This is a genomic window from Paenarthrobacter sp. 2TAF44, assembly GCF_052114885.1.
Lineage (GTDB): Bacteria > Actinomycetota > Actinomycetes > Actinomycetales > Micrococcaceae > Arthrobacter.
Map to the genome: position 1 here is coordinate 83,192 of NZ_JBFRFP010000014.1, position 21,843 is coordinate 105,034.

Sequence of the window (21,843 nt, forward strand, 5' to 3'; positions counted from 1 at the left end):
TCCACCCGGACCCCTTTCTTTATTTTTCGAAAGGACCAAAGCATGATGACTTCCACCGGGTTTCTCCGCGGCGACAGCACCATCGCTGATCAGCAGGAAGTACCCCTCACAGTCGCTGCTGCCGAGGAGTGGATTCAGCGCACATGCTTCTCGACCGGTCCTGCCGGGCGCATCGGACTTGAACTTGAGTTGCTCATGGGTCGAATCGGAGACCCGTCCCTGCAGCGTCCGTTTGCTGACGACAACTACCGGCGTTTGTTCTCAGAACTGCGTCATCTGGACGTTCGCGGAAGTCTTACGCTCGAACCCGGTGGTCAGCTTGAGCTCAGCTCGCACCCCGAAGCCTCTTTGCAGGAGCTCATTTTGTCAGTGCATGGCAGCCTCAAATTGTTGCGGGCGCAGGCCGCCGATCTGGACGCAATCCTGGTGGGTGCCGGAGTATCACCCCATCTCGAACCCAGGCGGATCACTCAAGCCCCCCGCTACGCTGCCATGGAGCAGTATTTTGAACCGTGGGCGCCGGCGGGCACCACCATGATGTGTTCCACCGCGTCAGTGCAGGTCAACGTCGAAGCGGGCGCGGACGATGTCGAAATCCGTCATCGCTGGAACCTGCTGTATTCAATGGGGCCAGTGCTGGCAGCGACGTTCGCGAATTCCGGCTGGATCGGTGGCCGGCGAAGCGGTTGGAAGGGCACACGGCTCGCAGCGTGGCTCGCTCTGGACCCGGCCAGGACTGGCGTACCGCATTTCAGCGCGGCCCAGGATCCCGGGGTGTCCTACGCTCGGTGGGCCCTGGACGCCCCCCTGATGATGATTCGACGTGTAGCGGGGGAGTGGCATGCCCCCGCCGGTCTGACGTTCCGTGATTGGCTCCGTCTAGGGACAGCGGTGGTACCGGACCGGCCGCCAGCAAACCTTGAAGATTTGCAGCAGCACTTGAGTACACTTTTCCCGCACGTTCGGCCCAAAGGGTATTTCGAAATCAGATACATCGATGCCCAGCCCGGCTGCTGGTGGGCTGTCCCCGCCGCCGTCGTTTCCGCGCTCATCTCCAATCCCGCTGTCTCAGACCAAGCCAGAGGCATCTGCGCCGGCTCCCCGGACTGGGAAGCCGCTGCCCGGATAGGACTCGACGATCCGGGAATCGCATCCCGGGCCGTGCAATTGATGGCGCTGGCTGCGGACCAGCTTCGGCTCGACACTTCCACGAGGGCCATTGCCAGCCAGGTTGAGGAATACGCTGAAAAGTGGACGCTCCGAGGTCTATCGCCTGCGGATGACGATCCGTCCGCTTGGTCGGACCGCGATCAGGGCTGCGCTCTGGATGGTGGCATTTGCTAGATCAGCCCAAGGTCCGTGGCAACGACGACGGCCCGTGTTCTGGTTGTCGAAGAGAGCTTGCCCCTTGCGTTCTCCATGTGCGTAGAAACCGTGCGTGGTGAGAGAAAGAGTTCGCTGGCTATTTGGGTGTCCGTCAGGCCCCATTTTACCATTCGAAGGATCTCCAACTCACGCGGAGTAAGCCCCAGGCTCCGGCTTTGCCTGGCGCGTTCGACCATATCCGCTAGAACCGGTCGCAGAGCCGTCAACATGGGTGCCGTAGGCGCCGGCCAGGCCGCGCGATCCGTACTCAGGTTGCAAGTCCCCACGATCTGTCCCTTAACTGTCAGCGGCATCGTGACTCCGTTGTTGAAACCTTCGGGTCCGAAATGCAGAAGCGCGGGCGCTGAGGCCCGGTAACCTGGCAGGTTATCCCAGTCATAAATGGTGGACTCATCCCGCAGTGCTTGTCTGGCCGCTTTGTCGTGGAGAAGCAGATCCCGGGTGATGTAGTCCACAACGCTGTCCCTGTAGCCTGAGCTGCCGACCGCGATGTGAGTGTGCGCCAGAGGATCCACATACGTCAGAAGGATCGCCCCTGCACCGCTTTCGAAGCGAACGAGGTCGAAGTACGCGTTGCGCCGGCGAATAATGTCTTCGCTTTGTAGGTCCTGCAAGATGAGAACCCGGGAAGCGGAGTCCATGTGGCCTCCATGGTTCGTAGGGAAAAGCTCACATTGGTTGTCAGATAAAACCAACGGCGACAATGACCCGGACAGCAAGTCTGTTGGGGTTCGCATGAAGGGCTCGCACTTTGTAAAAGCGATCCGCATCACAAATATACGTGAAATCACCGATGGTAGCCAGAGCGCGGCCTTCCTAGGCTGGATCTACTCCCCAGGAATCACAACCCTGCGGCCCCACAATCCATCCCCCAGGAGGCTCACCACCATGCATCTCAAACCAGCCCTCGTTGCCGGCGTCGCGGCCTTGGCCCTGGCGTCTACGGCCTCGCTTTCGGCCTGCAGCGCACCAACATCCAGTTCGCCCAACGGCGAGTGTTCCAAGACGTACACCGTCGGCTTCAGTCACCCGATCGGGGAAGCCGAGGTGATCAAAGCTTTGAAGTCATTGGCGAAGGAGTACTCCACCAAGGTTGGTTGCGTCGACCTGCTTCTGGACAACACCACGGGAATGAAATTGGAAAGCCAGCGCGCCACGGTCGAAAGCTGGGTGACGCAGCAAGTAGACGCCATCGTCCTTTGGCCGGTCGACTCGACGGCTTTCGCCGGTCTCCAGAAGCAGGCGCAGAGCCAGGGCACCAAGTGGCTCACTTATCTGACCAGCATGGACGGACAAGATGGCAGCGTGGGATTTGACAACAAGCTCCAAGGAGAGCAAATCGCGGCGGATGTCACAGAGTGGATCGAGAAGAACTACCCCGACGGCGGGGCAACAGCCGCGGTCACTACGTTGACCACACTGCCGCCTTCTCGCCCCAGATACGAACTTCCCATCAAGGCCATTGAAGCGGCCGGGCTCAAGGTCGTTTCTGAACAGAACTGCACGGATCAAGCATGTGGTCTGCAAATTGCCGAAGACGCCCTTCGCGAGCACCCCGATTTGCGCATATTCATTGGGCTCAGCGACGAGTCCGCGATAGGCGCAATGAAGGCCTTCAAAAACGCTGGAATCGACCCAAATACCGTCTACATAGCTGGCCAGGACGGCTCACCGGAAGGTCTGGCCGCGGTCAAGGAGGGCGGCATGTACCGGGCAAGCTCCGCGATACCCATGGATGCCCTTGCAGCGTCCATCGTTGACGCTGCCATGGCCGCCGCAACGGGTAAGGGCGAGACCAACCTCGTCACGCCAACGGTTCTGGCCAAGGCTGACAACCCGCAACTGGTGGCCGATCTCATCGGGAATTTTGAGCGTAAGGGCCAATGAGATGCCACGGGACGCTCTGGACCAGGAAAAATCTGTGACTTTCGGCCTGATGCTATCGGGTATCCGCAAATCGTATGGGGCAAATCACGTGCTGCGGGGCATTGACATGAATATTCCTGCGGGCACAGTTCACGCACTTCTGGGCGCCAATGGTGCGGGGAAGTCCACACTGTTGGGCTGCCTCAGCGGAGCTACCAGTCCCGATGATGGTGAAATCGTCATCGGGGGACGCCCATACCGTGGGCTCACGCCGACACAAGCTTTTGAAGCTGGATGCGCCATCATTTACCAGCATTTTCAGCTCATCGCGTCGCTCTCCGTCGCGGACAACATATTTCTCGGCCAAGAGCGTCGTAGCGTCCTCGGGGCCATCGATACCCGCCGGCAGGAGCGTGAAGCACAAAGCATCCTCGAATCTTTGGACGTGGACATAAGCCCCAAATCCTTGGTCGGTTCACTATCAGTGGGGGAGCAGCAGATCGTTGAAATCGCCCGGGCGTTGCGACGGAAACCGGACCTGCTCATTTTGGATGAACCAACGGCAGCCCTCGGCCCTCATGAAGTGACGGCCCTGATCCGGCTCGTGCGCCGGCTGGCCACGACGCAGGGACTCACTGTTATCTACGTGACGCACCTGCTGAACGAGGTGTTGCAGGTCGCCGACGCTGTGACTGTCCTCCGCGACGGCCGGGTGCACTGGACCCGGGATCGCCTGGACCTTGAAATGAAGGACCTGGTTGATGGCATCTCCCCAGGCAGCTCACTGACCGGCCGGGCATCAGACTGCGAACCAGGTGCGCCGATGCTGCAGCTGGAGGCACTACAGTGCTCCTTCACGGGGCCTTTGACGACGACAGTGCACGCCAATGAAATCGTCGGACTGTTCGGGCTGTTGGGCTCGGGACGGACGAACCTTCTGGAGTCTCTGGCAGGAGTAAGGAGGCCCGTGGGAGGCGGCGTAAGCCTGTCGCGGACGTCCCCTGCCTCCACTCGGTCCAAGTCACTGAGGGCAGGCATTTCCCTGGTGGCTTCCGATCGAAAAGAACAGTCACTTTTCGGCAGCATGACGGCTGAAGAAAACGTACTTCTTCCGCACTACCTCCAGCTCTCACGAGGATTTCGTAGCCGTGGCCGCGAACGGGCGGCCTTTCTTGAGACCGCGGGGAGGATCCGGCTGAGTCCGATGTCTCCAGGGAATCCAGCGGATTCGTTCTCGGGGGGAAATGCCCAAAAGCTGGTTGTGGGGCGTTGGGCCGGTGAGCTTGGCGACACATCGGTTCTGCTCCTGGATGAACCAACTCAAGGGGTGGACATCGGATCCCGACACGAGATCTACGAATTACTCCGCGAGTTTGTCTCCGGTCCTGAGCGATGCGTGATCTTCGCGAGCAGCGAACCCGAGGAAATCCTTGCGCTTGCCACCCGTGTCTTCGTTCTGGTGGATGGAGTGCCCAGGGAAATCGCCCCCGAAGACATCACAGAAAATTACCTACTGTCAGCTGCCCAAGGCAGTTCTGGCGAAGCGGAAGGAACATCAAAGTGACTACGTTGGAGTCCACCACCATGAGTCCCCCAAGCAACAGCCCAGGGACCAAACAGCGTGTCCTTGCCGGCAAAAAGCTGGTTCTTCAGGGCATCAACTGGTTTATGCCGGCCGCCACCCTCGGTCTCATGGTGTATTTTTCTCTGGCGACCAAGTCTTTCCTTACCGGCGGCAACCTCCTTGCGGTACTAACCCAGAATGGGCCGACCTTCATAGTGGCCGTGGTGGCTGCAGTGTTGCTGATGGCCGGATTCGTAGATCTGTCCGTCGGTTCGACGTTGGCCTTGGCCGGAGTGTGCTCCGGGCTCACTTTCCTGAGTTCCGGTCTCATCCCCGGGCTCTTAGTAGGAATCGCAGTAGGTACAGCAATCGGCGCCATCAATGGATTGCTGATTGGATGGCTGGAACTGTCTCCCTTGGTAGTAACGCTGGGAATGCTCGCAGCTACTCGGGGTGTTGCTCAGTATCTCGCCCCCGATTCGCTTTACGGCTTTCCGTCTGATGTCAATATCCTGGGCAATGGCTCCATTTTCGGTGTGTCCTATCTGGGCCTCGCAGCCCTGTTGGTCATCGGCGCAGCCCTGCTCACCATGAATCGTCTCCCTGTTGGCCGCAAAATTATCGCAATCGGGGTGAATGCAAGGGCTTCCTACCTTGTAGGCATCCCAGTCAAACGCTTGTCAGTGCTTCTCTACGTTGTAGTAGGACTGGCGGCCGGTATTGCAGGTGTCCTGCAGGTGGCGAGACTGGACAGCGCCCCTTCTGGCACCCTTGGGGTCGGATTCGAAGTGACCGTATTGACCGCCGTGCTCCTTGGCGGTGTGCCGTTCAACGGTGGACGTGGCAGCGTCCTTCGCGTGGTTCTTGGAGTATGGCTCATCGCCATCCTTAAGAACGGGCTAACGCTACTCAACTTGGGGCCGGAAATCGCCGGAATCGTGACGGGCAGTGTTCTGGTCCTGGCAGCCGGCCTTGAGGCAATTCGCTTCTGGGTGCAGCGGTCCAAGTGACGCGCTCAGTGACCAGCCACGACTACACCACAAACCTCAAACTCAAGGAGAGAATCATGGACCACGTCACCACTGAAGACATCCCCTGGATGAGCGCGACACATATAAGCGAAAAGGTACGCCGCCAGGAACTTTCCCCTGTCGATATCGCCACATCGATGACGGACCGCATCAAGGCTGTGAATCCGCAATTGAACGCGTACGTTACCTTCGACGAGGAGCAGGTCAACACGGACGCCGAACGCCTGCAGACACAGGTGGACTCGGGTGCAGAGCTTGGGCCGCTTCACGGGGTCCCTTTCGCAGTCAAGGAACTCACCGCCATGAGTGGACTGCCGGCAACGTACGGCTACTTGCCGCTGAAAGGAACCGTAGCTCAGCACGATGCTGCCGTCGTTAAGCGTCTCAAAGCGGCTGGGGGGTTGTTTCTGGGAAAAACGAATATGCCCGAAGGTGGCTACTACGGGGGGACGGACAACCATTTGTACGGGCCCACTCACAATCCCTGGAAAAGCGGCTACTCGGCCGGCGGGTCCAGCGGGGGATCGGCTGCTGCTGTGGCTGCAGGCCTTGCGCCCATTGCAGAGGGGAGCGATGGAGCGGGGTCGGTTCGGATCCCGGCTTCAATGTGTGGTGTTGTCGGAATGAAACCAACCCATGGGCTCATCCCACAGACAATTCTGGGGGGTCGCTTTTATACCTGGATCTATCATGGGCCGATTGCCCGGACAGTGGCTGACGCTGCGCTCATGCTCAATGTCATGGCTGGCCCGGACGACGAAGACCCAACCAGTCTTCCGGACATGAATATTGACTTCACCGAGGAGATCAAGAAGCCGATCGACGGCCTACGGATCGCCTGGTCCTCAGATCTGGGCCTTGGCTACGTGGACCCGGAAGTCTCGGCGATCTGCAGGTCTGCCATGGACGCTTTCGAGGAACTTGGTGCGGTTGTCGAAGAGGCCACTCCGTCATGGGGCGGAGCCCAGGAAGCGATGTGGAACGGCGTCTGGCTTCCTGGATTTGCCAGCCAGGTTGACCTGCTGGACTGGCAGAGCATGACGGGACAGGTGGATGAAAACCTTCTGGAGATCATGAGTCAATGCAAGACGCTGAATGGAGAAGATAAGGGTCGGGCCGACCTCTACCGCGGTCAGATGTGGCAGACCTTCAGAGAGTTCATGTCAGGTTTCGACCTCTTGATTTCTCCAACCCTGACCTCAGCGGCTTTTCCTCTGGAACAGTTCGCGCCCAGCTGGCTTGAGGGTAAGCCGCTCCGGGAGCAGATCCTCGGATGGTTGCTCACGTATCCATTCAACATGATGACGACGCCATCCATCACGGTGCCCGCCGGATTTACCTCGGGAGGGCTGCCCGTTGGACTGCAAATTGCGGGCGGTTTTCACTCGGATGCGAAGGTTCTGAGGGCCGCCGCAGCATTCGAAGCCGCCAGGCCCTGGTCGCACCTCCGCCCTTTTCATTTGGGGGACCGGGAGCTGACGGCTCCACGTCCCACGTAGGGATTCCTCGAGTACTGACGAATTCCTGGGGCGGCTTTCGCGCCCCGGGACCCAACTGAAATTAATACGGCTTTCTGGATCGGCCCGGGCGTTCGCGTCCGGGCCGACGCGTTGACAGCTGTCTCGGCCGGCCGCGGGCGCGGGATCCTACGGCAGATATGTGGACAGATATTCGATGCTGGAGCGTTTCATTTCCTGCAGCAGCGCCTCGTTGCCTCGATCAGGCGACTCTCGGTACGCAAGGTCAAATCCCTTGTCCAGCATGCCGACAAAAATCTGGGTCACAACGCCCAGCGGAACCTGAGGCGCTTCGGGCTTGACGTTGGTAATGGTTCGGGCCAAAAAGGCTGCCAATTCGTCGTCGTGCATACGGTTGGCCCGGATCATGCGGCCGGTGAACTCTGTGGAGAACCAGATAGCACGGAAGGCCGGCGTCTCGTTGAAGAATTCGATATGGGCCTCTACGCCGGCTTCGGCCTTCTGTTTCCAGTCAGGTCCGCCCAGGTCGAAATCAACCTTGTCCAGACGGTTATCCAGGTCCTGCAGGCAAGATACAAGGATTTCCTCAAGCAAGGCCTCCCGGCCATCGAAGAAGTTGTAGAGCCAGCCCACAGATACACCTGCCCGCGCCGCTACGGTAGTAGTAGTGACGGCCTCAGGCCCGCCTTCGACGAGAAGATCGATTGCGGCATTCAGCACTGTCTCCATCTTCGACCGGCTCCGCTTCTGTACGGCCGTCCTATGAGCGCCGACCGTGGCGGATGCTTCGGTCAGCAGCTCGGACAGGGAGTGCGGTGGTCCCGACGTCGCCAAGGGATCGACCCCGTCAGGGCTTGGCAGAAGTCCGTCTACCTCGTGCTGTGCTGCCTGACTCATCTGGCGCCCCCTTCGGCCTGCCCAAATACGTAGATGTTTCACCTTTAACCTCAGCCCAGTCTAAGGCGTTCATTACGGATCATGCGTCGCTGCCGGAAATTGCCTATTGCATGAAGTGTGAGCCATGCCTCATACTTCAAATATGAAAGATGAATGTGTTTCATTCTTTCGGACTCTCGCTGGACGCAGCGATGTCCTGCCTGACTACGACTGATCTGCCACCCCTATGTGCGGTAAACCCTCCACAGGAGGTGGCAGAACGATGCGGTCCAACTCCGTCTCATGACAACGACGGTTCCGCATCCTCCCAATGTTCTTTGTCGTGCTCCCCAACAGTGCGCCAAAATTTGAAGAAGGACCCCCCATGGCAACTTCCAGTGCCCTTTCCGCGTCATCTGAACAGACAGAAGTCCATCGCCTCAAGTCCGGTTCCCTTGGACTGGTAGGCATTCTTCTGCTGGCTTTCTCCAGTGCAGCGCCCTTGGTGGGCTGCTTGGGCAACATTCCGCTTGCGGTCGCATTCGGCAACGGGGTTGGAGCTCCAGCCGGATTCATCGTCGCAATGGGCGTACTCCTTTGCTTCGCCGTCGGCTATGTAGCAATGACACGACGTCTCAGTGCGACCGGCGGCTTTTACAGCTTTATCAGCAACGGTCTGAGTAAACCGCTCGGGCTGGCATCAGGGCTATCCCTGATGCTGGGGTACCTGTGCGTCCAGGTGGCAGTGTTGGGGGCGATCGGTTACTTCGGCTCTGCCGCACTGAAGCAGTCCTTCGGGATGGACGTGTCTTGGCTTGTCATCGCAGGTATCGCACTGGTCCTCGCCGCTGTGGCATCGTACTTCGGAGTCGAACTCTCAGCTAAGGTTCTCGGCGTCCTGTTCATCGGGGAAATTATCATTCTTGCCATCGTCAATGGTGCCATCTTCATCAACGGTGGACCGGAGGGCGTAAGCCTTGAACCGATCAACCCCATCAACGCCTTCGGAGGAATCGCCCCAGGCATCGGGATCTTCTTCGCCTTCTGGTCCTGGCTCGGATTCGAAGTGGTACCCAACTACGCTGAAGAATCCAAGAACCCCAAGAAACTTGTGCCGCTGGCAACCTACCTTGCAGTCATTGGCATCGGCCTGATTCTCTTCGTCACGGCTTGGGCAACAATCACGGGCTTCGGAACCGGCAAAGTAGTCGATGAAACAACCGGCCTGTTGGGCCAGTCCTACATCTCTCTCGCACAAACGTATGTTGGCGCCTGGGCAGCCGACTGCATCAACTGGCTTGTGATTACCGGTTGTTTCGCGTCTGTGCTGGCATTCCACCAAACTGTTTCACGCTATATCTACGCGATTGCACGTGAGGGTGTTCTGTTCCCGGGCAAGCTGGGCCACACACACGCGCGCTATGGAAGCCCCCACCACGCTGCCGTTGCGACGTTCTTTGGAGCGGCACTCATTCTGGCACTTTTCACGGCTTTCTACTTTGCGGCTCCTTCGGCCCAGGAATTCGCTGGCAACGACTTCAACACGGCCGCCTACTCCGAGGTCTTTGGTTGGTTCGCCATTGCATGTACTTTCTGGGTCATGCTCAATCAGATTCTGTGTTCCATTGCGACCATCCGGTACCACCGGCTGCCAGCGCACCGCATGCACGCGCACTGGTGGCGGACCATGCTGGCCCCCGGAATCGGAGCACTCGGTTTGGGTGGCGCTCTCTACCTGCTGTGGTCGAATCTCAGCTCCCTCGGGGGCGATATCATCTGGGTCAGTCTCATCCCGTGGTTCTGCATCGGCTGGTTTGTCTTCAGCCTCCTCATCGCATTCTGGCTGAAGGCCAAGCGCCCTGCGGCATACGAAGGACTCGGCCGCGTGCTCTCAACGACGGCGGACGACGCCTAGGATCGACGCCTACTCCCGCATAAGAAAAGTAAGCCGCCCCGGGCTGGGGCGGCTTACTTTTCTTAGTCGTTTGGCGGACTTACGCATCGATGGCTCGCGTCAGCCTCTCATCGTGAGGATCAGTTTCCCACCAACAGCGCGATTCTCTAAACGGTCCAGCGCGACGGCCATTTCATCCCATGGCAGGACTGCGGCAACGTGCGGGTCGAGTGCACCTTGCACCATGAGTTCCAGGAGCTTCGCCAGGTCCCGTCCGAAGGGAAGAGGATCGAAGAACAGTTCGAAACCCAGGATCCTGACCAAGGCCCCGTTGTAAACATCACGGACATTGAACGTACTTGGCTCGTCGGACGAATTACCAAAGGCAACCAGGCGGCCCCGTGGATCCAGCATGGAAAGTGTGCGGCCAAGCACGTGGCCGCCCACCGACTCAATGATCACGTCGAAACGATCGTGGACTTGCTCGATGTTGGATACGACCTGTTTGGCGCCCATGGCCCTGATCGCCTCAGCGTCGGTGCCCTTCGAGACCAGAGCCGTAACCATGGCTCCTGCTCGCGCGGCGAGTTGAACAGCGAACTGGCCAACACCGCCGGAGGCGCCGGTGATCAGGACATGATCGCCGAGGCCCGTCTCGCCCAGCCGCAATGTGCGTAAGGCGGTGAGTGCGGCCGTCGGCAGGGCAGCGGCCTGAGCGAACGTCAGCTCATCAGGAATGGCTGCAATCGAGTCTCGCTGCACGGCGACCATCTCTGCCCAAGCGCCATGTTCCACTATTCCGAGAACCCTCGAACCAGCCGTCAGTTCGTCGCTGGCGTCCTCCATGAGGACACCAGCGAAGTCCCAGCCTGGGATGATGCCTGCGGCCGCAGCGCGAAGTGCACGCATCTCGCCTCGGTTTAGGGAAATGGCATGAACCTCAACCAGGACTTCTTCAGGCTGTACTGAAGGCATGGGGACGTCCTGGATGGCGATTCGGCCGGGCGCCTCAGGGCTGACGGCCAGTGCACGCATTGTTGACGTGGCGGGTGGTGAGTGTTTCACGGTCCTCCGGGGGTGCGTTCTGCGGCGGGTTAATGACTAGGCCGGGGAGACGATGACGCCTTCGCGGTAGTCGAAAGCCCTGCGCTGGTGGGTAGTGTCGGAGAATACCCAGATGACAGTGCAGTCTTCGGTGATCGCGTCTACTGTTGCCCGATACGGCTCGCCAACAGATTCACTTACCAGGACGTTCTGGGTAGGCCGAAGCCCGGACCAGTTCTGACTGGTCCGGGCTTCGGTGGTGGAGGCTGTTTCCATCCGCGTGCCTTCCTAAGGAGCTTCTGCGGGGCTATTGGCAGTGACATAGGTGGAAACGGTCCGCGCTTCCAGCTCGGGGATGATATGTACAGCCCCGATGGTGAGGAAGTGTTGCGTCTGCCGATGCAGATCGAAGTCCTCGGCAGTGTGATAGCTCTCAAGGATGACAATCTTCCGGTCATCCTCAACTCCACGGAAGAATTCGTAGGAGATGTTGCCGGGTTCGTCGCGGGTTTGGGCTGCCATTCTTCCCAGATGCCCAAGAACCTCATCCGTGGTTCCAGGCTTGGTTCTGTATCTGGCAACGACATTGAAAGTGCTGGTCATGATGTCTCCTATTGGTCTTGGTGGGATGCGCCGATGGCCACGCCGGCCCCGGCGGGGAGCTCTTGGCAGGCGCGGAAACGCGTGAGCACGTCTGGATCATGGCCCGCGACGACGGTAAGTCCGCGCTGCCGCACTTCTTCCCGGATGAAGGCAAAGGCCTCGTACATGGCTGGCAGGTCACTGATTGCCGTAAAAGGCATGTCCCGCTCAAGCTCCTCGTAGAAATGGACAGCATCTGAGGCCAGCAGCACTTCGCCCTCCGAGGTGGGGACGTAGACAACTGCCTGCCCCGGCGTGTGGCCGCCGACTTCCACGAGCCTGAGTCCCGGCGCCGGTGATGTTTCGCCCGAGAATAGTTTCAGGCGCCCCTGGGCTTCTGCCAGGCGGAGCTGATCAATCTCGACGTCTTCTGAATAGAAGGAGAACTGGATGTGCCCAGCTGTGGCGGACGTCCAGAACTTGTATTCTGCTTCCGCCATATGTATCCGCGCGTTCGGGAACAGATCCAGGTTGCCAATGTGGTCATAGTGACCGTGGGTCACGATGACGTCATCAACACCGGCCGGGGCGATGCCCAGCAGGTTAAGTGCCTCGGCAGGGTGCAACAGCAGAGTGCGGCCACGTCGGCGGCCGGCATCTTCGCCAAAGCCGGTGTCCACGACAACGGTTCCTTCCGACCCTTGAAGGACCCAGAAGTAGTAGTCCACCGTGGTCGGGCCGTCGTCTTCCCCGTACAAGCGGTAGTTAAGGTAGATGTCGCTGCGTTCTGTGGCCCGGGTCCCGACGCGAACGGCGACAACCCGGTAGCCGCCGTCGTTCTTAGCCGGCGCCATTGCCGCCCTCGTGAACGGCCACGGAGGGTTCGATTCCGTCAGCGCCGACCACTTCGCGCCAAGCCTCGAAACCAGCTTGGAATGCTACGACGCCGGCTTCGGGGAGCGAAATCTCGATCGCTTCGAGGATTTCGGTCGGCGTGAGGCCAAGGTCGAGCGCTACGCGGATGTGGGACTGGATGTGGCCCTTGGAAGCGCGCATGACCGTGAGGCTCACAATGAAGATGAGTTCCTTTGTCTTACGGTCAAGGGTGCGCTCATCCAAGTAGGCGGCGGAAACGACATGGTTCGCCGCCTGAAGTACGGGAAAATCGTGCTTGGCCATTACCTTGTGGTAATCGAGGACGTACCCACGTTTGCGCGCCATGTCATCGATGTAGGTTTGGGCCTCGGCGGTCTGGTCGTTGAGGTCAATGGTCATACTGGTGTCCTTTCGGATGGTGCGGCGATCAGCTGGCGCGCAGCGGTGTGCCGTTGAGTTTTTCGTAATATCGGGCAAATTCGGTGTGGTCCGGCTGGTCACTGTCCAGGAGCTCCCGCGCTTTCTCGGCGGTTTCCTGCGCGGTGAGCACGATCGGCGCTTCAGCGGACTGCTGGGAAATCAGGTTCCGGGCAATCCTGAGGTCCTTAAGCATCAGGTCCATCGCAAAACCGGAATCGAAGGTGCCAGTCAGGATATGGCGCGGGTACTTGAACTCCGAAGCCTGGCTGCGGCCGGTGGAACCATTGATGACTTCAAGCATCTTTTCCGGGGCAATCCCAGCTGTCGCGGCCACCGTGAGGATCTCCGCCGCGGCGGCGAGATTGGTGGCCGACAGCAGGTTGTTCAGTGCTTTTGCCGCGTGTCCGGTTCCTGGAGGCCCGACGTGAGTGATGGACTCGCCCAGGTTACGCAAGTGTCGTTTGGCCCGTTCGACGGCGGTGCTTTCCCCTCCAACCATGATGGCCAGCTTTCCGCTCAGGGCCTTTGCGACACCACCGGACACCGGTGCATCAACGTAGTCGATGCCAAGCGCAGCGGCTTCAGCGGCAAGGGCTGCGGTGCTTTCGGGCTCCGAGGAGCTCATATCGATGATCAAAGCTCCAGCTGCCAGATGCTTCAGGAGCCCCGGGCTCGTGCGTAGGACGGACTCAATGATCCTGCTGTTGGGAAGCATCAGGATGACGGTACCTATGTGGGACGGGATGTTCTCCAGGTCCGGCAGCGCCGTGCCGTTCGTCGCTGCAGCTACCTCAGCGGCGGCTGCAGGATTCGTATCGTAGACGAACAGTTCCCGGCCGGGGGAGTAGTTGATGGCCATCGGCCGGCCCATGTTGCCGAGTCCTACAAACAAGGAGGCGTGAGTGTCGGCGATTACCATGTGGATGTTCCTCCATCAATGGTGAGCACAGACCCCGTAGCGAAACTGGACTCCTTGGCGGCAAGCCATACGATGGCTTCCGCGACCTCTTCCGGCCGCCCCATACGATGCATTGGCGAACGGCCGTTGAGCTCGTCAACGAGCTTTTGCGGGTTCGCTGACTCGGTGATCATTTTGTCGAAGTAGGGCGAGTTGATTGTTCCCGGAGCCACAGCATTGACGCGAATACCTTGATCCACATGGTCAAGCGCCATGGCCCGCGTCAGCGCTGATACGCCACCCTTCGAGGCCACATATGCGGCGCGATCGCGGATGCCAACGTTCGCGGTGTACGAGGAAGTGTTAACGATCCTGCCGTCACCGGTTTTCGCGAGTTCCGGGATGGCGTACTTTGAGCAGAGGTATACGCCCTTGAGGTTAACGGACATGAGGCGATCCCAGTTGTCCTCGTCAATTTCCAGCACGTTCCCGGGGAAACCGAATCCTGCATTGTTGCAGAGGACATCGATGCCCCCAAAGTTATCGACGACGGTTTTGATCATTGACTGGACGCTTGCTGAGTCGCTGACGTCGACGGTGACTGCAAGCGCCTTGGCGCCTGCCTCGTCGGCAACTTCCCGGGCAGCCGTTTCGTTCTTGTCGGCAATGACCACGTTGGCGCCAAGCTCAGCGAATCGGAGGGCAGCTGCCCTGCCGATACCGCTGCCGGCGCCGGTCACTATGACAGTTTGATCGGTGAAATTCACGAGGCGCTTCCCTTAAGGTCAATGATCTGGCGGATGACTTTGCCTTCGCGGAGTTCATCCATGGCATGGTTGATGTCGTCCAGAGCGATCGTGCCGGAGATGAGCTTTTCTACCGGCAGGACGCCATCCAGGTACATCTGGGCATAGCGGGCAATATCTTCGGAAGGAATACCGGAGCCCATGTAGGAGCCGATCAACTGCCGGGCTTCAACCACCAGGCTCAACGGCGAGATTTCCAGACGTGCTTCAGGGCGTGGAAGTCCGACTGTCACAGTTCGGCCACCTGGCTTGGTCAAGTCGATGGCTCCGGACAGCGCAGCGGGGTTTCCCACGCACTCGATCACGGCGTCGAACTTTAGGCCGGCGGCCGCTGCGTCGGCTGGTGTGTAAGCAGCAGTTGCACCGATTTCCAGCGAAGTTTCCAGCTTGGACGGGAGCATGTCGATTGCAACGACCTCAGCTGCACCTGCGGCTATGGCCACAAGGGCAGCTGCAAGGCCAACGCCGCCCATGCCGACGATCGCAACAGTCTCGCCTGGCCGGACCTTTGCCGCGTTGATGACGGCGCCGCCCCCCGTTAGCACGGCGCACCCAAGTAGGGCACCAACGTCTGCGGGCACGCCTTCGGGCAGTGGCACCACCGAGTGCTTGTCCACGACGGCATACTCGGCAAACGCCGATACCCCGCCGTGGTGGTCAAGGGGCTTGCCGTTAATGCGGAGACGCCGGTCGCCATGAAGCAGCGTTCCTTCCGCGTTGGCCTTGGTGCCCTCAAGGCAGAGTGCCCAACCGCTGGAGGTGCATGCAGCGCATTCACCACAGCGCGGCATGAAAGTCATCGTGACCCGCTGCCCGACCTTCAGATCGTCGCAGTCTTCCCCAAGCTCTTCTATGATGCCCGAGCCTTCGTGACCCAGGACCATCGGTACTGCGCAGACGCGTACACCACTGACGCGCGAGAGGTCTGAGTGGCACACTCCCGCGGCTTCCATTCGAATGAGTACTTCACCGCGGCCCGGGGCATCAAGGGTCAATTCAGCAACGTTGATGGGGGTTGTTTCCTCCCAGGGCGTGGGCGCCCCGATGGTTTCCAGAACCGCTCCTCTGAACTTCATCGTTCTACTCCAGTCCCCGCCGTCGCCGGCGGCATATTTCTCATGAGCTGCACTTCGCGCTAATCCAGTATTACAGTAATACTTGCGAGTGTGTCCAGTCCCACTATCGGCGTTATCGCGTATGATGATGAAACCCTTTAGAAGGAATGCCATGACTATTGACGCTATCCGCAGGACAGCAGCGCCGCTCCGTACGGAAGTGGTTAACGCGCTACGCCGCGCCATTGTTGCCCAGGAATTTGCTCCGGGCGACCGACTCGTTGAAACGGTAATGTGCGAGAAATACTCCGTGAGTCGGACCGTGATACGCGAAGCTCTAAGGCAGCTCGAGTCTGAGGGCCTCGTGACAATGGTTCCGAATCGGGGTCCCGAAGTTGCCACGCTCAGCATCCATGACGCGGAAAGTCTGTACGAAGTCCGCCGCGCCCTCGAATCCCTCGCTGGCAGTCTCTTCGCGGAGCGGGCAAGCGATTCGCAGTGCGCGGAGCTGGTCTCCCGATTGGGCGAAGTCAAAGCCGCAGTGGCTTCAGGAGACCCCGAAAAGCGTCTAGCCGCGAAGGATCGCTACTACGACGTTCTTCTGGACGGCACGGGAAATGCTGAGATCGCACGAATGTTGCGAAGCGTCAATGCGCGGACGCAGATGCTCCGAACGCTTTCCTTGGCGTCACCCGGCCGCGACGCCCGCACCATCGCTGAGATAACCCGGATCACGGCTGCGGCGGCCGTCAATCGCGATCCTGATGAAGCCCGTTCGGCGTGCGAAGAGCATGTTCGCAATGCTGCCGAAGCCGCCTTGGGGGAGATGCGTAAACTTCGGGCGAATTGATTCCGGCACCTTTCTGGCCCCGTTCCGTCCTATGGCGGAAGCGGGGCCTTTTTTGTTTCGTCGCGGTTGACGTGGGTCACACAGGGCCTCTAAGCTCATAAGACCGTAATACGGTCTTATGACCTCCAGCTCTAGCTGGTTCTCCAACTCTGCTTCGAAAGGTTGAGCGTAATGCGCGCATCATCCGCGACACTGGCGTCGCCGCCTTCACCGGCCAAGGTCGCCATGGCCAGCTTCATCGGCACCACTATTGAGTGGTATGACTACTACATCTTTGGTGCCGCCACAGTCTTGGTGCTGAACAGCCAGTTTTTCCCAACCTTGGACCCGTTCGCAGGCACGCTTGCCTCATTTGCCACCTTTGCGGTCGCTTTCATCGCCCGCCCTTTCGGTGGCGCCTTCTTTGGACATTTTGGTGACAAGATCGGCCGGAAGAAGATGCTCGTTTGGTCGGTGCTGGCGATGGGACTTGGCACGTTGGTCGTTGGCTTGCTACCCAACTACGCGACCATCGGTATCTGGGCTCCGATCCTGCTCGTCGTCTGCCGCTTCCTTCAGGGCTTCGCTGTCGGCGGTGAATGGGGAGGCGCCGTACTGATGTCTTTGGAGCACGCCCCAGCCAACAAGCGTGCATTCTTTGCCAGCTTCCCCCAGGCCGGCGTCCCGGCCGGCACGGTTCTCTCCAGCGGCACCTTTGCTCTTATTGCCCTCATGCCTCAGGACCAGCTTCTGTCCTGGGGTTGGCGGATTCCCTTTGTTGCCTCCATCTTGCTGGTCATCATTGGCCTATGGATCCGGCTCAAAGTCACCGAGTCTCCTGAGTTCCTGGAAATCCAGGAAAAGAACGAAGTCCCCAAGGTACCGGCGTTCGAGGTCTTCAAGCACCACAAGCGCTCACTCATGCACGGTATTCTCTGCGGGTTCGCTCCGAACTTTACGTTCTACATCGCAACCGTGTTCCTGGTCAGCTATGGCCCCAAACAGCTCGGCATCCCGTCAAGCACGATCTTCGTTGCGCTGATGATCGCCGCCTCACTTCAGGTATTCACGTTGCCCTTCTTCGCCACCTTCGCGGATAAGTACAGCCAGAAGAAGGTCCTGCTGACCGGCTGCGTCCTGGTGGGATTGGGTGCCTTTCCGGTCTTCGCTCTCTTCAGCACGGGAACCTTTTGGGGGATCCTTTTGGCCCTCGTGATCGCGCTTCCCATCCTTCATGGGGTCTCGTATGGTGTGATCTCAGGTTTCACGGCAGAACTCTTTCCCACGGAAGTGCGTTACACAGGGACGTCCCTCGCATATCAGCTCGGTGGCATCGTCACTTCCGCACCAGTGCCGATCATCGCGACCCTCCTGATTCAGCAGTATCAGTCCAGCAACGCGGTCGCTTGGTACATGGTCATCTCGGCAGCGCTGGGTTTCATCGCCATCGTCACTGCAAAAACAATTCGTGACAGCAGGGCCAACTCCGCCGTCCGCGTGGACGAACTAAGCATCTGAGTCTTATCGCGGTTGCAGGGCCGGGGCTATTGTCCGGGCCTCCCAACCGAGCACTGTGAGTCCGTCCCCGAACGCAGAAAGATATTTCATGACTTCAACTACCGGCACACCCCCTGCCATTTCGGAATTGTGGTTCACCCATCTAGCCAATGCAGTGCGCGGTGATCGGGAGCTTCAGGTCATCGGCAGATACAGCAACTTCTGGATTGACGCCGTTTCGCCAGGCCATTGGCGGGTTGCCCTGAACTTCCACGGTTCCAGCCTCATTCCCACGCCCTGGAAAGACTTGCCGCTTGACCACATTGTAATTTCGGCCACACCAGTTGGCTGGGGACAGATCTTCGACCCCCAACCTAAACCGTTGCTGCATGACCTACTTGCGCTCGGAAAGAACAGCCCGGATGTAACGCTAGGCGGTTCCGACGTCGAACTCGTCCGCAACTTGAGGGTCCTCTCACGCCTCGTGGACCTCGGAAAGGCTCTCCATGTCCAGCACTGAGATTTCAGCAGCCCGATTCGAAGATGTCGTTGGCCGCTACGTGAACCTGCGCTCGTCGGGCCGGGAGCAGCGCATTTACTTCGAAGAAGCCGGCACCGGACCTGTCCTGCTTTGCCTGCACACGGCGGGAGCGGATTCCCGACAGTTCCGGCACCTGCTTAATGATCCGGAGATCACCAGCCGATTCCGAGTGGTAGCGTTCGACCTTCCCTGGCACGGCCGGTCACTCCCACCCGAAGGGTGGTGGGAAGAAGAATATCTACTCACCGCCGATGCTTACGTCGCTATTGTCCGCGACTTTGCCGCCGCCCTGAACCTGGATCAACCGACAGTGATTGGTTGTTCCATGGCTGGGTCCCTCGTGCTCGAATTGGCTCGCAGGCACGCTGACGAAATCGGCGGAGTCATTGGCCTGTCAGGAGCGCTCAAGGTCAACGGGCGCTTCCAGGACTGGTCCCTGCGGCCGGATGTTAATGCCCAGCAATCTGTGCCCACCTGGACGTCGAGCCTCATGGCGCCGCAAAGCCCTGAGGTTTCCCGGCGAGAGGTTTGGTGGATCTACAGTCAAGGTGGCCCGGGGATTTACCGGGGTGACACCTACTTCTACTCTCAGGATCTGGACCTGAGGGGAAGGGGCCACGAGATCGACACCGAAGCCTGCCCCGTGTACCTTCTCACGGGCGAATACGATCACGCCTGCACTCCAGCCGACACCGCAGATGCCATCGCCGAAATTCCGGGGGCCAAGGGTGGCGCGATGAAGGACATCGGGCACTTCCCGATGGCCGAGAACTACCCGCTGTTCAAGACTCACCTGCTGCCGATCCTTGATGAGCTCCACCCAGACGTCGTCAGTGATCTCGACCCACTTGCTTTGGAAGGAATCCACAATGTCTGAAACGGCCACTGTCACCCCTGAACTTGAGCGCCTTCTGCTCTCGACTGTTCCCACTGGATTGCTGATCAATGGCCAGTGGCGCGATGCCAGCGGTGGCGGTAAGTTCGTCGTCGAAGACCCCGCAACCGGAAAGAAGCTTCTGGAGATCGCAGACGCCACCAGCGCCGATGCGATGGCAGCACTGGATGCTGCCGACGCCGTTCAAGCGTCCTGGGCACGGACGGCGCCTCGCGTCCGGGCGGAAATCCTGCGTCGCGGTTTTGAACTTGTCACCGAACGGGCCGAAGACTTTGCGCTGCTGATGACCCTGGAGATGGGTAAGCCTCTGGCTGAGGCACGCGGCGAAGTGACCTATGGCGCCGAGTTCCTGCGCTGGTTCTCAGAGGAGACCGTCCGCGATTACGGCCGGTACCTCACGTCCCCTGAGGGGAAGAACAAGATACTGGTCCAGCGCAAGCCCGTGGGGCCGTGCCTGCTGATTACACCGTGGAACTTCCCGCTGGCGATGGCCACTCGAAAGGTTGCTCCGGCCATTGCGGCCGGCTGCACCATGGTCCTCAAGCCAGCCAAGTTCACACCGCTGACGTCGCTGTTGTTCGCCCAGGTGATGCAGGAAGCAGGCCTGCCTGCCGGCGTGCTGAACGTCGTCGCTTCATCATCCGCGTCAGCGATCTCGGGGCCCCTGATGAAGGACTCGCGCCTTCGGAAGGTCTCCTTCACGGGTTCGACGCCGGTAGGCCGACGGTTACTTGCGGACGCGTCGCACAACGTGCTCCGCACCTCGATGGAGTTGGGCGGCAATGCTCCGTTCATCGTGTTCGAGGACGCCGACGTGGACAAGGCTGTACAAGGCGCGATGGCAGCGAAGATGCGCAACATGGGCGAAGCCTGCACCGCAGCCAACCGTTTCCTCGTCCACGAGACAGTGGCCGGCGAATTCACCTCGAAGTTCGCTGCGGCCATGGGTTCACTGACGCTGGGCCGAGGCACTGACCCGGGCACCGCCGTCGGCCCCATCATCGACGGCGGCGCCCGCAAGGACATCCACGCTCTTGTCACCGAAGCAGTAGAGCAGGGCGCCACTGTGGCAACCGGCGGGGCACCGCGCGACGGCGCGGGCTACTTCTATCCGCCCACCGTTCTGGCCAACGTCCCGCACGATGCAACGATCCTGGCCAGCGAGATCTTTGGTCCCGTTGCTCCGGTCGCGACTTTCCAAACCGAGGAAGAAGCCATCCGACTCGCGAATGCATCGGAGTACGGGTTGGCGTCGTATCTCTTCACCCGCGACCACGCCCGAATGCTACGGGTCGCCGAGCAGATCGAGTTCGGCATGGTCGGATTCAACAGCGGCATGATCTCCAACGCTGCGGCTCCGTTCGGTGGCGTCAAGCAGTCCGGACTCGGCCGGGAAGGTGGCGCCGAAGGCCTCGCCGAATACACCACTGCGCAGTACATCGCCATCCCCGACCCGTACGCAGTCTAAACGCGATGTCCTCGCGCTGATAAGCGCTGATCGTCGCCCTCACGCTGGCCCCCGCCCTTTGCTCGCAACAGGGGCGGGGGCCATTCCATGCCTAAGAAAGTCGTCGGGAAGGCTTTGTTGGTGTCAGTGGCAGCCACAGGATGTGCGCAGTACGAGTTCGCTGGGGAAGATCTTGGTTTGGGTTTCGCTTCCAGCCGGGGGGCCAGGAGGGCTTCCAGGGCGGTTTGTCCGAGGTCCTTCACGGGCCGGGCGACTGTACTAAGCCGGGGCCAAGTGTATTCGGATTCGGGTGAGCCATCAAAAGCGAAAACCGCGAGGTCTTCCAGTACTCGCAGGCCAGCTTCGTGGAGGGCGCACAGCAGCACACTGCCTGTTGGTCCGAACTGACGAAGACGGACGTGGGCCGCTCCGCGACCCACGCAGCCCAATCAGGGCGACCGCTGGATCAAAAGCACTCTCACCCTCGTGCGGACGGGGGACCCCGCAACCAAGGCCGGAGAGGCGGACTGGAATGCCGATCAGCGGGAACTGCGTCGCAGATATGGCCGAAATGTGCCCTTGAGCGAGGTGTCGACCGGTTAGCGTCGGTTTAAGGGAATTAGGTATTAGGTGTGATCCAAATACCTTACAAGAATGGCGGGTTTGTGAGGTGATGTCAAGCCGCTGCGCTCGACCTTCGGCTCCGACACTTAGAAGCCCTTGACACCTGAAACTGTGTCATGTTTCATAGTTTGGAGGCCAATGGACCATATCTAGGACCATTACGCCAAGGATGGGCTATCTATTCACTGCGGTCTCTGTCGCACCTTTAGGCTGCCGTCCTTTCTCACTACTCTC

22 protein-coding genes are annotated in these 21,843 nt (G+C 59.7%); 11 read left to right on the plus strand and 11 right to left on the minus strand.

The genetic code is table 11. The annotated features are described in order from the left end of the window. Positions 1 to 42 precede the first annotated feature (42 nt). Positions 43 to 1,344: a glutamate-cysteine ligase family protein gene (locus AB4Z15_RS15210; RefSeq protein WP_442017928.1), complete on the plus strand. Its 1,302-nt coding sequence runs from the start codon at positions 43 to 45 to the stop codon at positions 1,342 to 1,344. On the opposite strand, the gene AB4Z15_RS15215 is transcribed toward AB4Z15_RS15210, so the two are convergent. Continuing rightward, the gene (locus AB4Z15_RS15215) at positions 1,341 to 2,027 is read right to left on the minus strand and encodes a response regulator transcription factor (protein ID WP_442017929.1); all 687 of its coding nucleotides are present in this window, start codon (positions 2,025 to 2,027) and stop codon (positions 1,341 to 1,343) included. The genes AB4Z15_RS15210 and AB4Z15_RS15215 overlap by 4 nt on opposite strands. A gap of 247 nt (positions 2,028 to 2,274) precedes the next feature. On the opposite strand from AB4Z15_RS15215, the gene AB4Z15_RS15220 reads away from it, so the two are divergent. The 4 genes from AB4Z15_RS15220 to AB4Z15_RS15235 are packed head-to-tail and all read left to right on the plus strand — an operon-like array spanning position 2,275 to position 7,346. After that, positions 2,275 to 3,273 carry a sugar ABC transporter substrate-binding protein gene (locus AB4Z15_RS15220; protein ID WP_442017930.1) on the plus strand — a complete coding sequence of 333 codons (999 nt, stop codon included), beginning with the start codon at positions 2,275 to 2,277 and terminating at the stop codon, positions 3,271 to 3,273. Between the two features lies 1 nt (position 3,274). Next, positions 3,275 to 4,816 carry a sugar ABC transporter ATP-binding protein gene (locus tag AB4Z15_RS15225; protein WP_442017931.1) on the plus strand — a complete coding sequence of 514 codons (1,542 nt, stop codon included), beginning with the start codon at positions 3,275 to 3,277 and terminating at the stop codon, positions 4,814 to 4,816. Beyond that, the gene (locus AB4Z15_RS15230) at positions 4,813 to 5,826 is read left to right on the plus strand and encodes an ABC transporter permease (protein ID WP_442017932.1); all 1,014 of its coding nucleotides are present in this window, start codon (positions 4,813 to 4,815) and stop codon (positions 5,824 to 5,826) included. The genes AB4Z15_RS15225 and AB4Z15_RS15230 overlap by 4 nt, the downstream gene beginning before the upstream one ends. Positions 5,827 to 5,882: 56 nt before the next feature. After that, positions 5,883 to 7,346 carry an amidase gene (locus tag AB4Z15_RS15235; protein WP_442017933.1) on the plus strand — a complete coding sequence of 488 codons (1,464 nt, stop codon included), beginning with the start codon at positions 5,883 to 5,885 and terminating at the stop codon, positions 7,344 to 7,346. Between the two features lie 147 nt (positions 7,347 to 7,493). On the opposite strand, the gene AB4Z15_RS15240 is transcribed toward AB4Z15_RS15235, so the two are convergent. After that, positions 7,494 to 8,222, minus strand: coding sequence for a TetR/AcrR family transcriptional regulator (locus AB4Z15_RS15240; RefSeq protein WP_442017934.1), 729 nt, complete (start codon positions 8,220 to 8,222; stop codon positions 7,494 to 7,496). Between the two features lie 364 nt (positions 8,223 to 8,586). On the opposite strand from AB4Z15_RS15240, the gene AB4Z15_RS15245 reads away from it, so the two are divergent. Next, positions 8,587 to 10,116 carry an APC family permease gene (locus AB4Z15_RS15245; RefSeq protein ID WP_442017935.1) on the plus strand — a complete coding sequence of 510 codons (1,530 nt, stop codon included), beginning with the start codon at positions 8,587 to 8,589 and terminating at the stop codon, positions 10,114 to 10,116. Positions 10,117 to 10,215: 99 nt separating this feature from the next. Here the strand turns inward: AB4Z15_RS15245 and AB4Z15_RS15250 are convergent, their stop codons facing one another. The 8 genes from AB4Z15_RS15250 to AB4Z15_RS15285 are packed head-to-tail and all read right to left on the minus strand — an operon-like array spanning position 10,216 to position 15,797. Next, positions 10,216 to 11,160 carry a zinc-binding dehydrogenase gene (locus AB4Z15_RS15250; protein ID WP_442017936.1) on the minus strand — a complete coding sequence of 315 codons (945 nt, stop codon included), beginning with the start codon at positions 11,158 to 11,160 and terminating at the stop codon, positions 10,216 to 10,218. A gap of 36 nt (positions 11,161 to 11,196) precedes the next feature. After that, positions 11,197 to 11,415, minus strand: coding sequence for a hypothetical protein (locus AB4Z15_RS15255; RefSeq protein WP_442017937.1), 219 nt, complete (start codon positions 11,413 to 11,415; stop codon positions 11,197 to 11,199). Between the two features lie 12 nt (positions 11,416 to 11,427). After that, complete coding sequence (locus tag AB4Z15_RS15260) at positions 11,428 to 11,742, minus strand: putative quinol monooxygenase (RefSeq protein WP_431114755.1); 315 nt, start codon at positions 11,740 to 11,742, stop codon at positions 11,428 to 11,430. A gap of 8 nt (positions 11,743 to 11,750) precedes the next feature. Next, the gene (locus AB4Z15_RS15265; RefSeq protein WP_442017938.1) at positions 11,751 to 12,575 is read right to left on the minus strand and encodes an N-acyl homoserine lactonase family protein; all 825 of its coding nucleotides are present in this window, start codon (positions 12,573 to 12,575) and stop codon (positions 11,751 to 11,753) included. After that, positions 12,562 to 12,996, minus strand: a complete 435-nt coding sequence (locus tag AB4Z15_RS15270; protein ID WP_442017939.1) for a carboxymuconolactone decarboxylase family protein — start codon at positions 12,994 to 12,996, stop codon at positions 12,562 to 12,564. The genes AB4Z15_RS15265 and AB4Z15_RS15270 overlap by 14 nt, the downstream gene beginning before the upstream one ends. 28 nt (positions 12,997 to 13,024) lie before the next feature. Continuing rightward, entirely contained in the window at positions 13,025 to 13,936 is a 912-nt protein-coding gene (locus tag AB4Z15_RS15275; RefSeq protein ID WP_442017940.1) for an NAD(P)-dependent oxidoreductase, read from the minus strand. Beyond that, on the minus strand, positions 13,930 to 14,682 hold the full coding sequence (locus AB4Z15_RS15280; RefSeq protein WP_442017941.1) for an SDR family oxidoreductase: 753 nt from the start codon (positions 14,680 to 14,682) through the stop codon (positions 13,930 to 13,932). The genes AB4Z15_RS15275 and AB4Z15_RS15280 overlap by 7 nt, the downstream gene beginning before the upstream one ends. Next, positions 14,679 to 15,797: an alcohol dehydrogenase catalytic domain-containing protein gene (locus AB4Z15_RS15285; RefSeq protein WP_442017942.1), complete on the minus strand. Its 1,119-nt coding sequence runs from the start codon at positions 15,795 to 15,797 to the stop codon at positions 14,679 to 14,681. The genes AB4Z15_RS15280 and AB4Z15_RS15285 overlap by 4 nt, the downstream gene beginning before the upstream one ends. Positions 15,798 to 15,948: 151 nt before the next feature. On the opposite strand from AB4Z15_RS15285, the gene AB4Z15_RS15290 reads away from it, so the two are divergent. The 5 genes from AB4Z15_RS15290 to AB4Z15_RS15310 all read left to right on the plus strand — a co-directional run bounded on the left by AB4Z15_RS15290 (position 15,949) and on the right by AB4Z15_RS15310 (position 21,006). Continuing rightward, the gene (locus AB4Z15_RS15290) at positions 15,949 to 16,626 is read left to right on the plus strand and encodes a GntR family transcriptional regulator (protein WP_442017943.1); all 678 of its coding nucleotides are present in this window, start codon (positions 15,949 to 15,951) and stop codon (positions 16,624 to 16,626) included. A 171-nt stretch (positions 16,627 to 16,797) separates the two neighbouring features. Next, positions 16,798 to 18,123 carry an MFS transporter gene (locus tag AB4Z15_RS15295; protein ID WP_442017944.1) on the plus strand — a complete coding sequence of 442 codons (1,326 nt, stop codon included), beginning with the start codon at positions 16,798 to 16,800 and terminating at the stop codon, positions 18,121 to 18,123. 88 nt (positions 18,124 to 18,211) lie between these two features. Beyond that, on the plus strand, positions 18,212 to 18,622 hold the full coding sequence (locus AB4Z15_RS15300) for a hypothetical protein (RefSeq protein ID WP_442017945.1): 411 nt from the start codon (positions 18,212 to 18,214) through the stop codon (positions 18,620 to 18,622). Then, positions 18,609 to 19,520 carry an alpha/beta fold hydrolase gene (locus AB4Z15_RS15305; protein ID WP_442017946.1) on the plus strand — a complete coding sequence of 304 codons (912 nt, stop codon included), beginning with the start codon at positions 18,609 to 18,611 and terminating at the stop codon, positions 19,518 to 19,520. The genes AB4Z15_RS15300 and AB4Z15_RS15305 overlap by 14 nt, the downstream gene beginning before the upstream one ends. Then, entirely contained in the window at positions 19,513 to 21,006 is a 1,494-nt protein-coding gene (locus AB4Z15_RS15310; RefSeq protein WP_442017947.1) for an NAD-dependent succinate-semialdehyde dehydrogenase, read from the plus strand. The genes AB4Z15_RS15305 and AB4Z15_RS15310 overlap by 8 nt, the downstream gene beginning before the upstream one ends. Here AB4Z15_RS15310 and AB4Z15_RS15315 read toward each other — a convergent pair. Continuing rightward, complete coding sequence (locus AB4Z15_RS15315; RefSeq protein ID WP_442017948.1) at positions 21,003 to 21,425, minus strand: substrate-binding domain-containing protein; 423 nt, start codon at positions 21,423 to 21,425, stop codon at positions 21,003 to 21,005. The genes AB4Z15_RS15310 and AB4Z15_RS15315 overlap by 4 nt on opposite strands. Between the last annotated feature and the right edge of the window lie 418 nt (positions 21,426 to 21,843).

Coding starts and splice junctions, on each gene's coding strand:
- AB4Z15_RS15285 (WP_442017942.1), bottom strand. CDS start 15,797: ATGAAGTTCAGAGGAGCGGTTCTGGAAACCATCGGGGCGCCCACGCCC.
- AB4Z15_RS15310 (WP_442017947.1), top strand. CDS start 19,513: ATGTCTGAAACGGCCACTGTCACCCCTGAACTTGAGCGCCTTCTGCTC.
- AB4Z15_RS15260 (WP_431114755.1), bottom strand. CDS start 11,742: ATGACCAGCACTTTCAATGTCGTTGCCAGATACAGAACCAAGCCTGGA.
- AB4Z15_RS15220 (WP_442017930.1), top strand. CDS start 2,275: ATGCATCTCAAACCAGCCCTCGTTGCCGGCGTCGCGGCCTTGGCCCTG.
- AB4Z15_RS15255 (WP_442017937.1), bottom strand. CDS start 11,415: ATGGAAACAGCCTCCACCACCGAAGCCCGGACCAGTCAGAACTGGTCC.
- AB4Z15_RS15225 (WP_442017931.1), top strand. CDS start 3,275: ATGCCACGGGACGCTCTGGACCAGGAAAAATCTGTGACTTTCGGCCTG.
- AB4Z15_RS15245 (WP_442017935.1), top strand. CDS start 8,587: ATGGCAACTTCCAGTGCCCTTTCCGCGTCATCTGAACAGACAGAAGTC.
- AB4Z15_RS15290 (WP_442017943.1), top strand. CDS start 15,949: ATGACTATTGACGCTATCCGCAGGACAGCAGCGCCGCTCCGTACGGAA.
- AB4Z15_RS15275 (WP_442017940.1), bottom strand. CDS start 13,936: ATGGTAATCGCCGACACTCACGCCTCCTTGTTTGTAGGACTCGGCAAC.
- AB4Z15_RS15265 (WP_442017938.1), bottom strand. CDS start 12,575: ATGGCGCCGGCTAAGAACGACGGCGGCTACCGGGTTGTCGCCGTTCGC.
- AB4Z15_RS15300 (WP_442017945.1), top strand. CDS start 18,212: ATGACTTCAACTACCGGCACACCCCCTGCCATTTCGGAATTGTGGTTC.
- AB4Z15_RS15240 (WP_442017934.1), bottom strand. CDS start 8,222: ATGAGTCAGGCAGCACAGCACGAGGTAGACGGACTTCTGCCAAGCCCT.
- AB4Z15_RS15270 (WP_442017939.1), bottom strand. CDS start 12,996: ATGACCATTGACCTCAACGACCAGACCGCCGAGGCCCAAACCTACATC.
- AB4Z15_RS15235 (WP_442017933.1), top strand. CDS start 5,883: ATGGACCACGTCACCACTGAAGACATCCCCTGGATGAGCGCGACACAT.
- AB4Z15_RS15215 (WP_442017929.1), bottom strand. CDS start 2,027: ATGGACTCCGCTTCCCGGGTTCTCATCTTGCAGGACCTACAAAGCGAA.
- AB4Z15_RS15295 (WP_442017944.1), top strand. CDS start 16,798: ATGCGCGCATCATCCGCGACACTGGCGTCGCCGCCTTCACCGGCCAAG.
- AB4Z15_RS15210 (WP_442017928.1), top strand. CDS start 43: ATGATGACTTCCACCGGGTTTCTCCGCGGCGACAGCACCATCGCTGAT.
- AB4Z15_RS15305 (WP_442017946.1), top strand. CDS start 18,609: ATGTCCAGCACTGAGATTTCAGCAGCCCGATTCGAAGATGTCGTTGGC.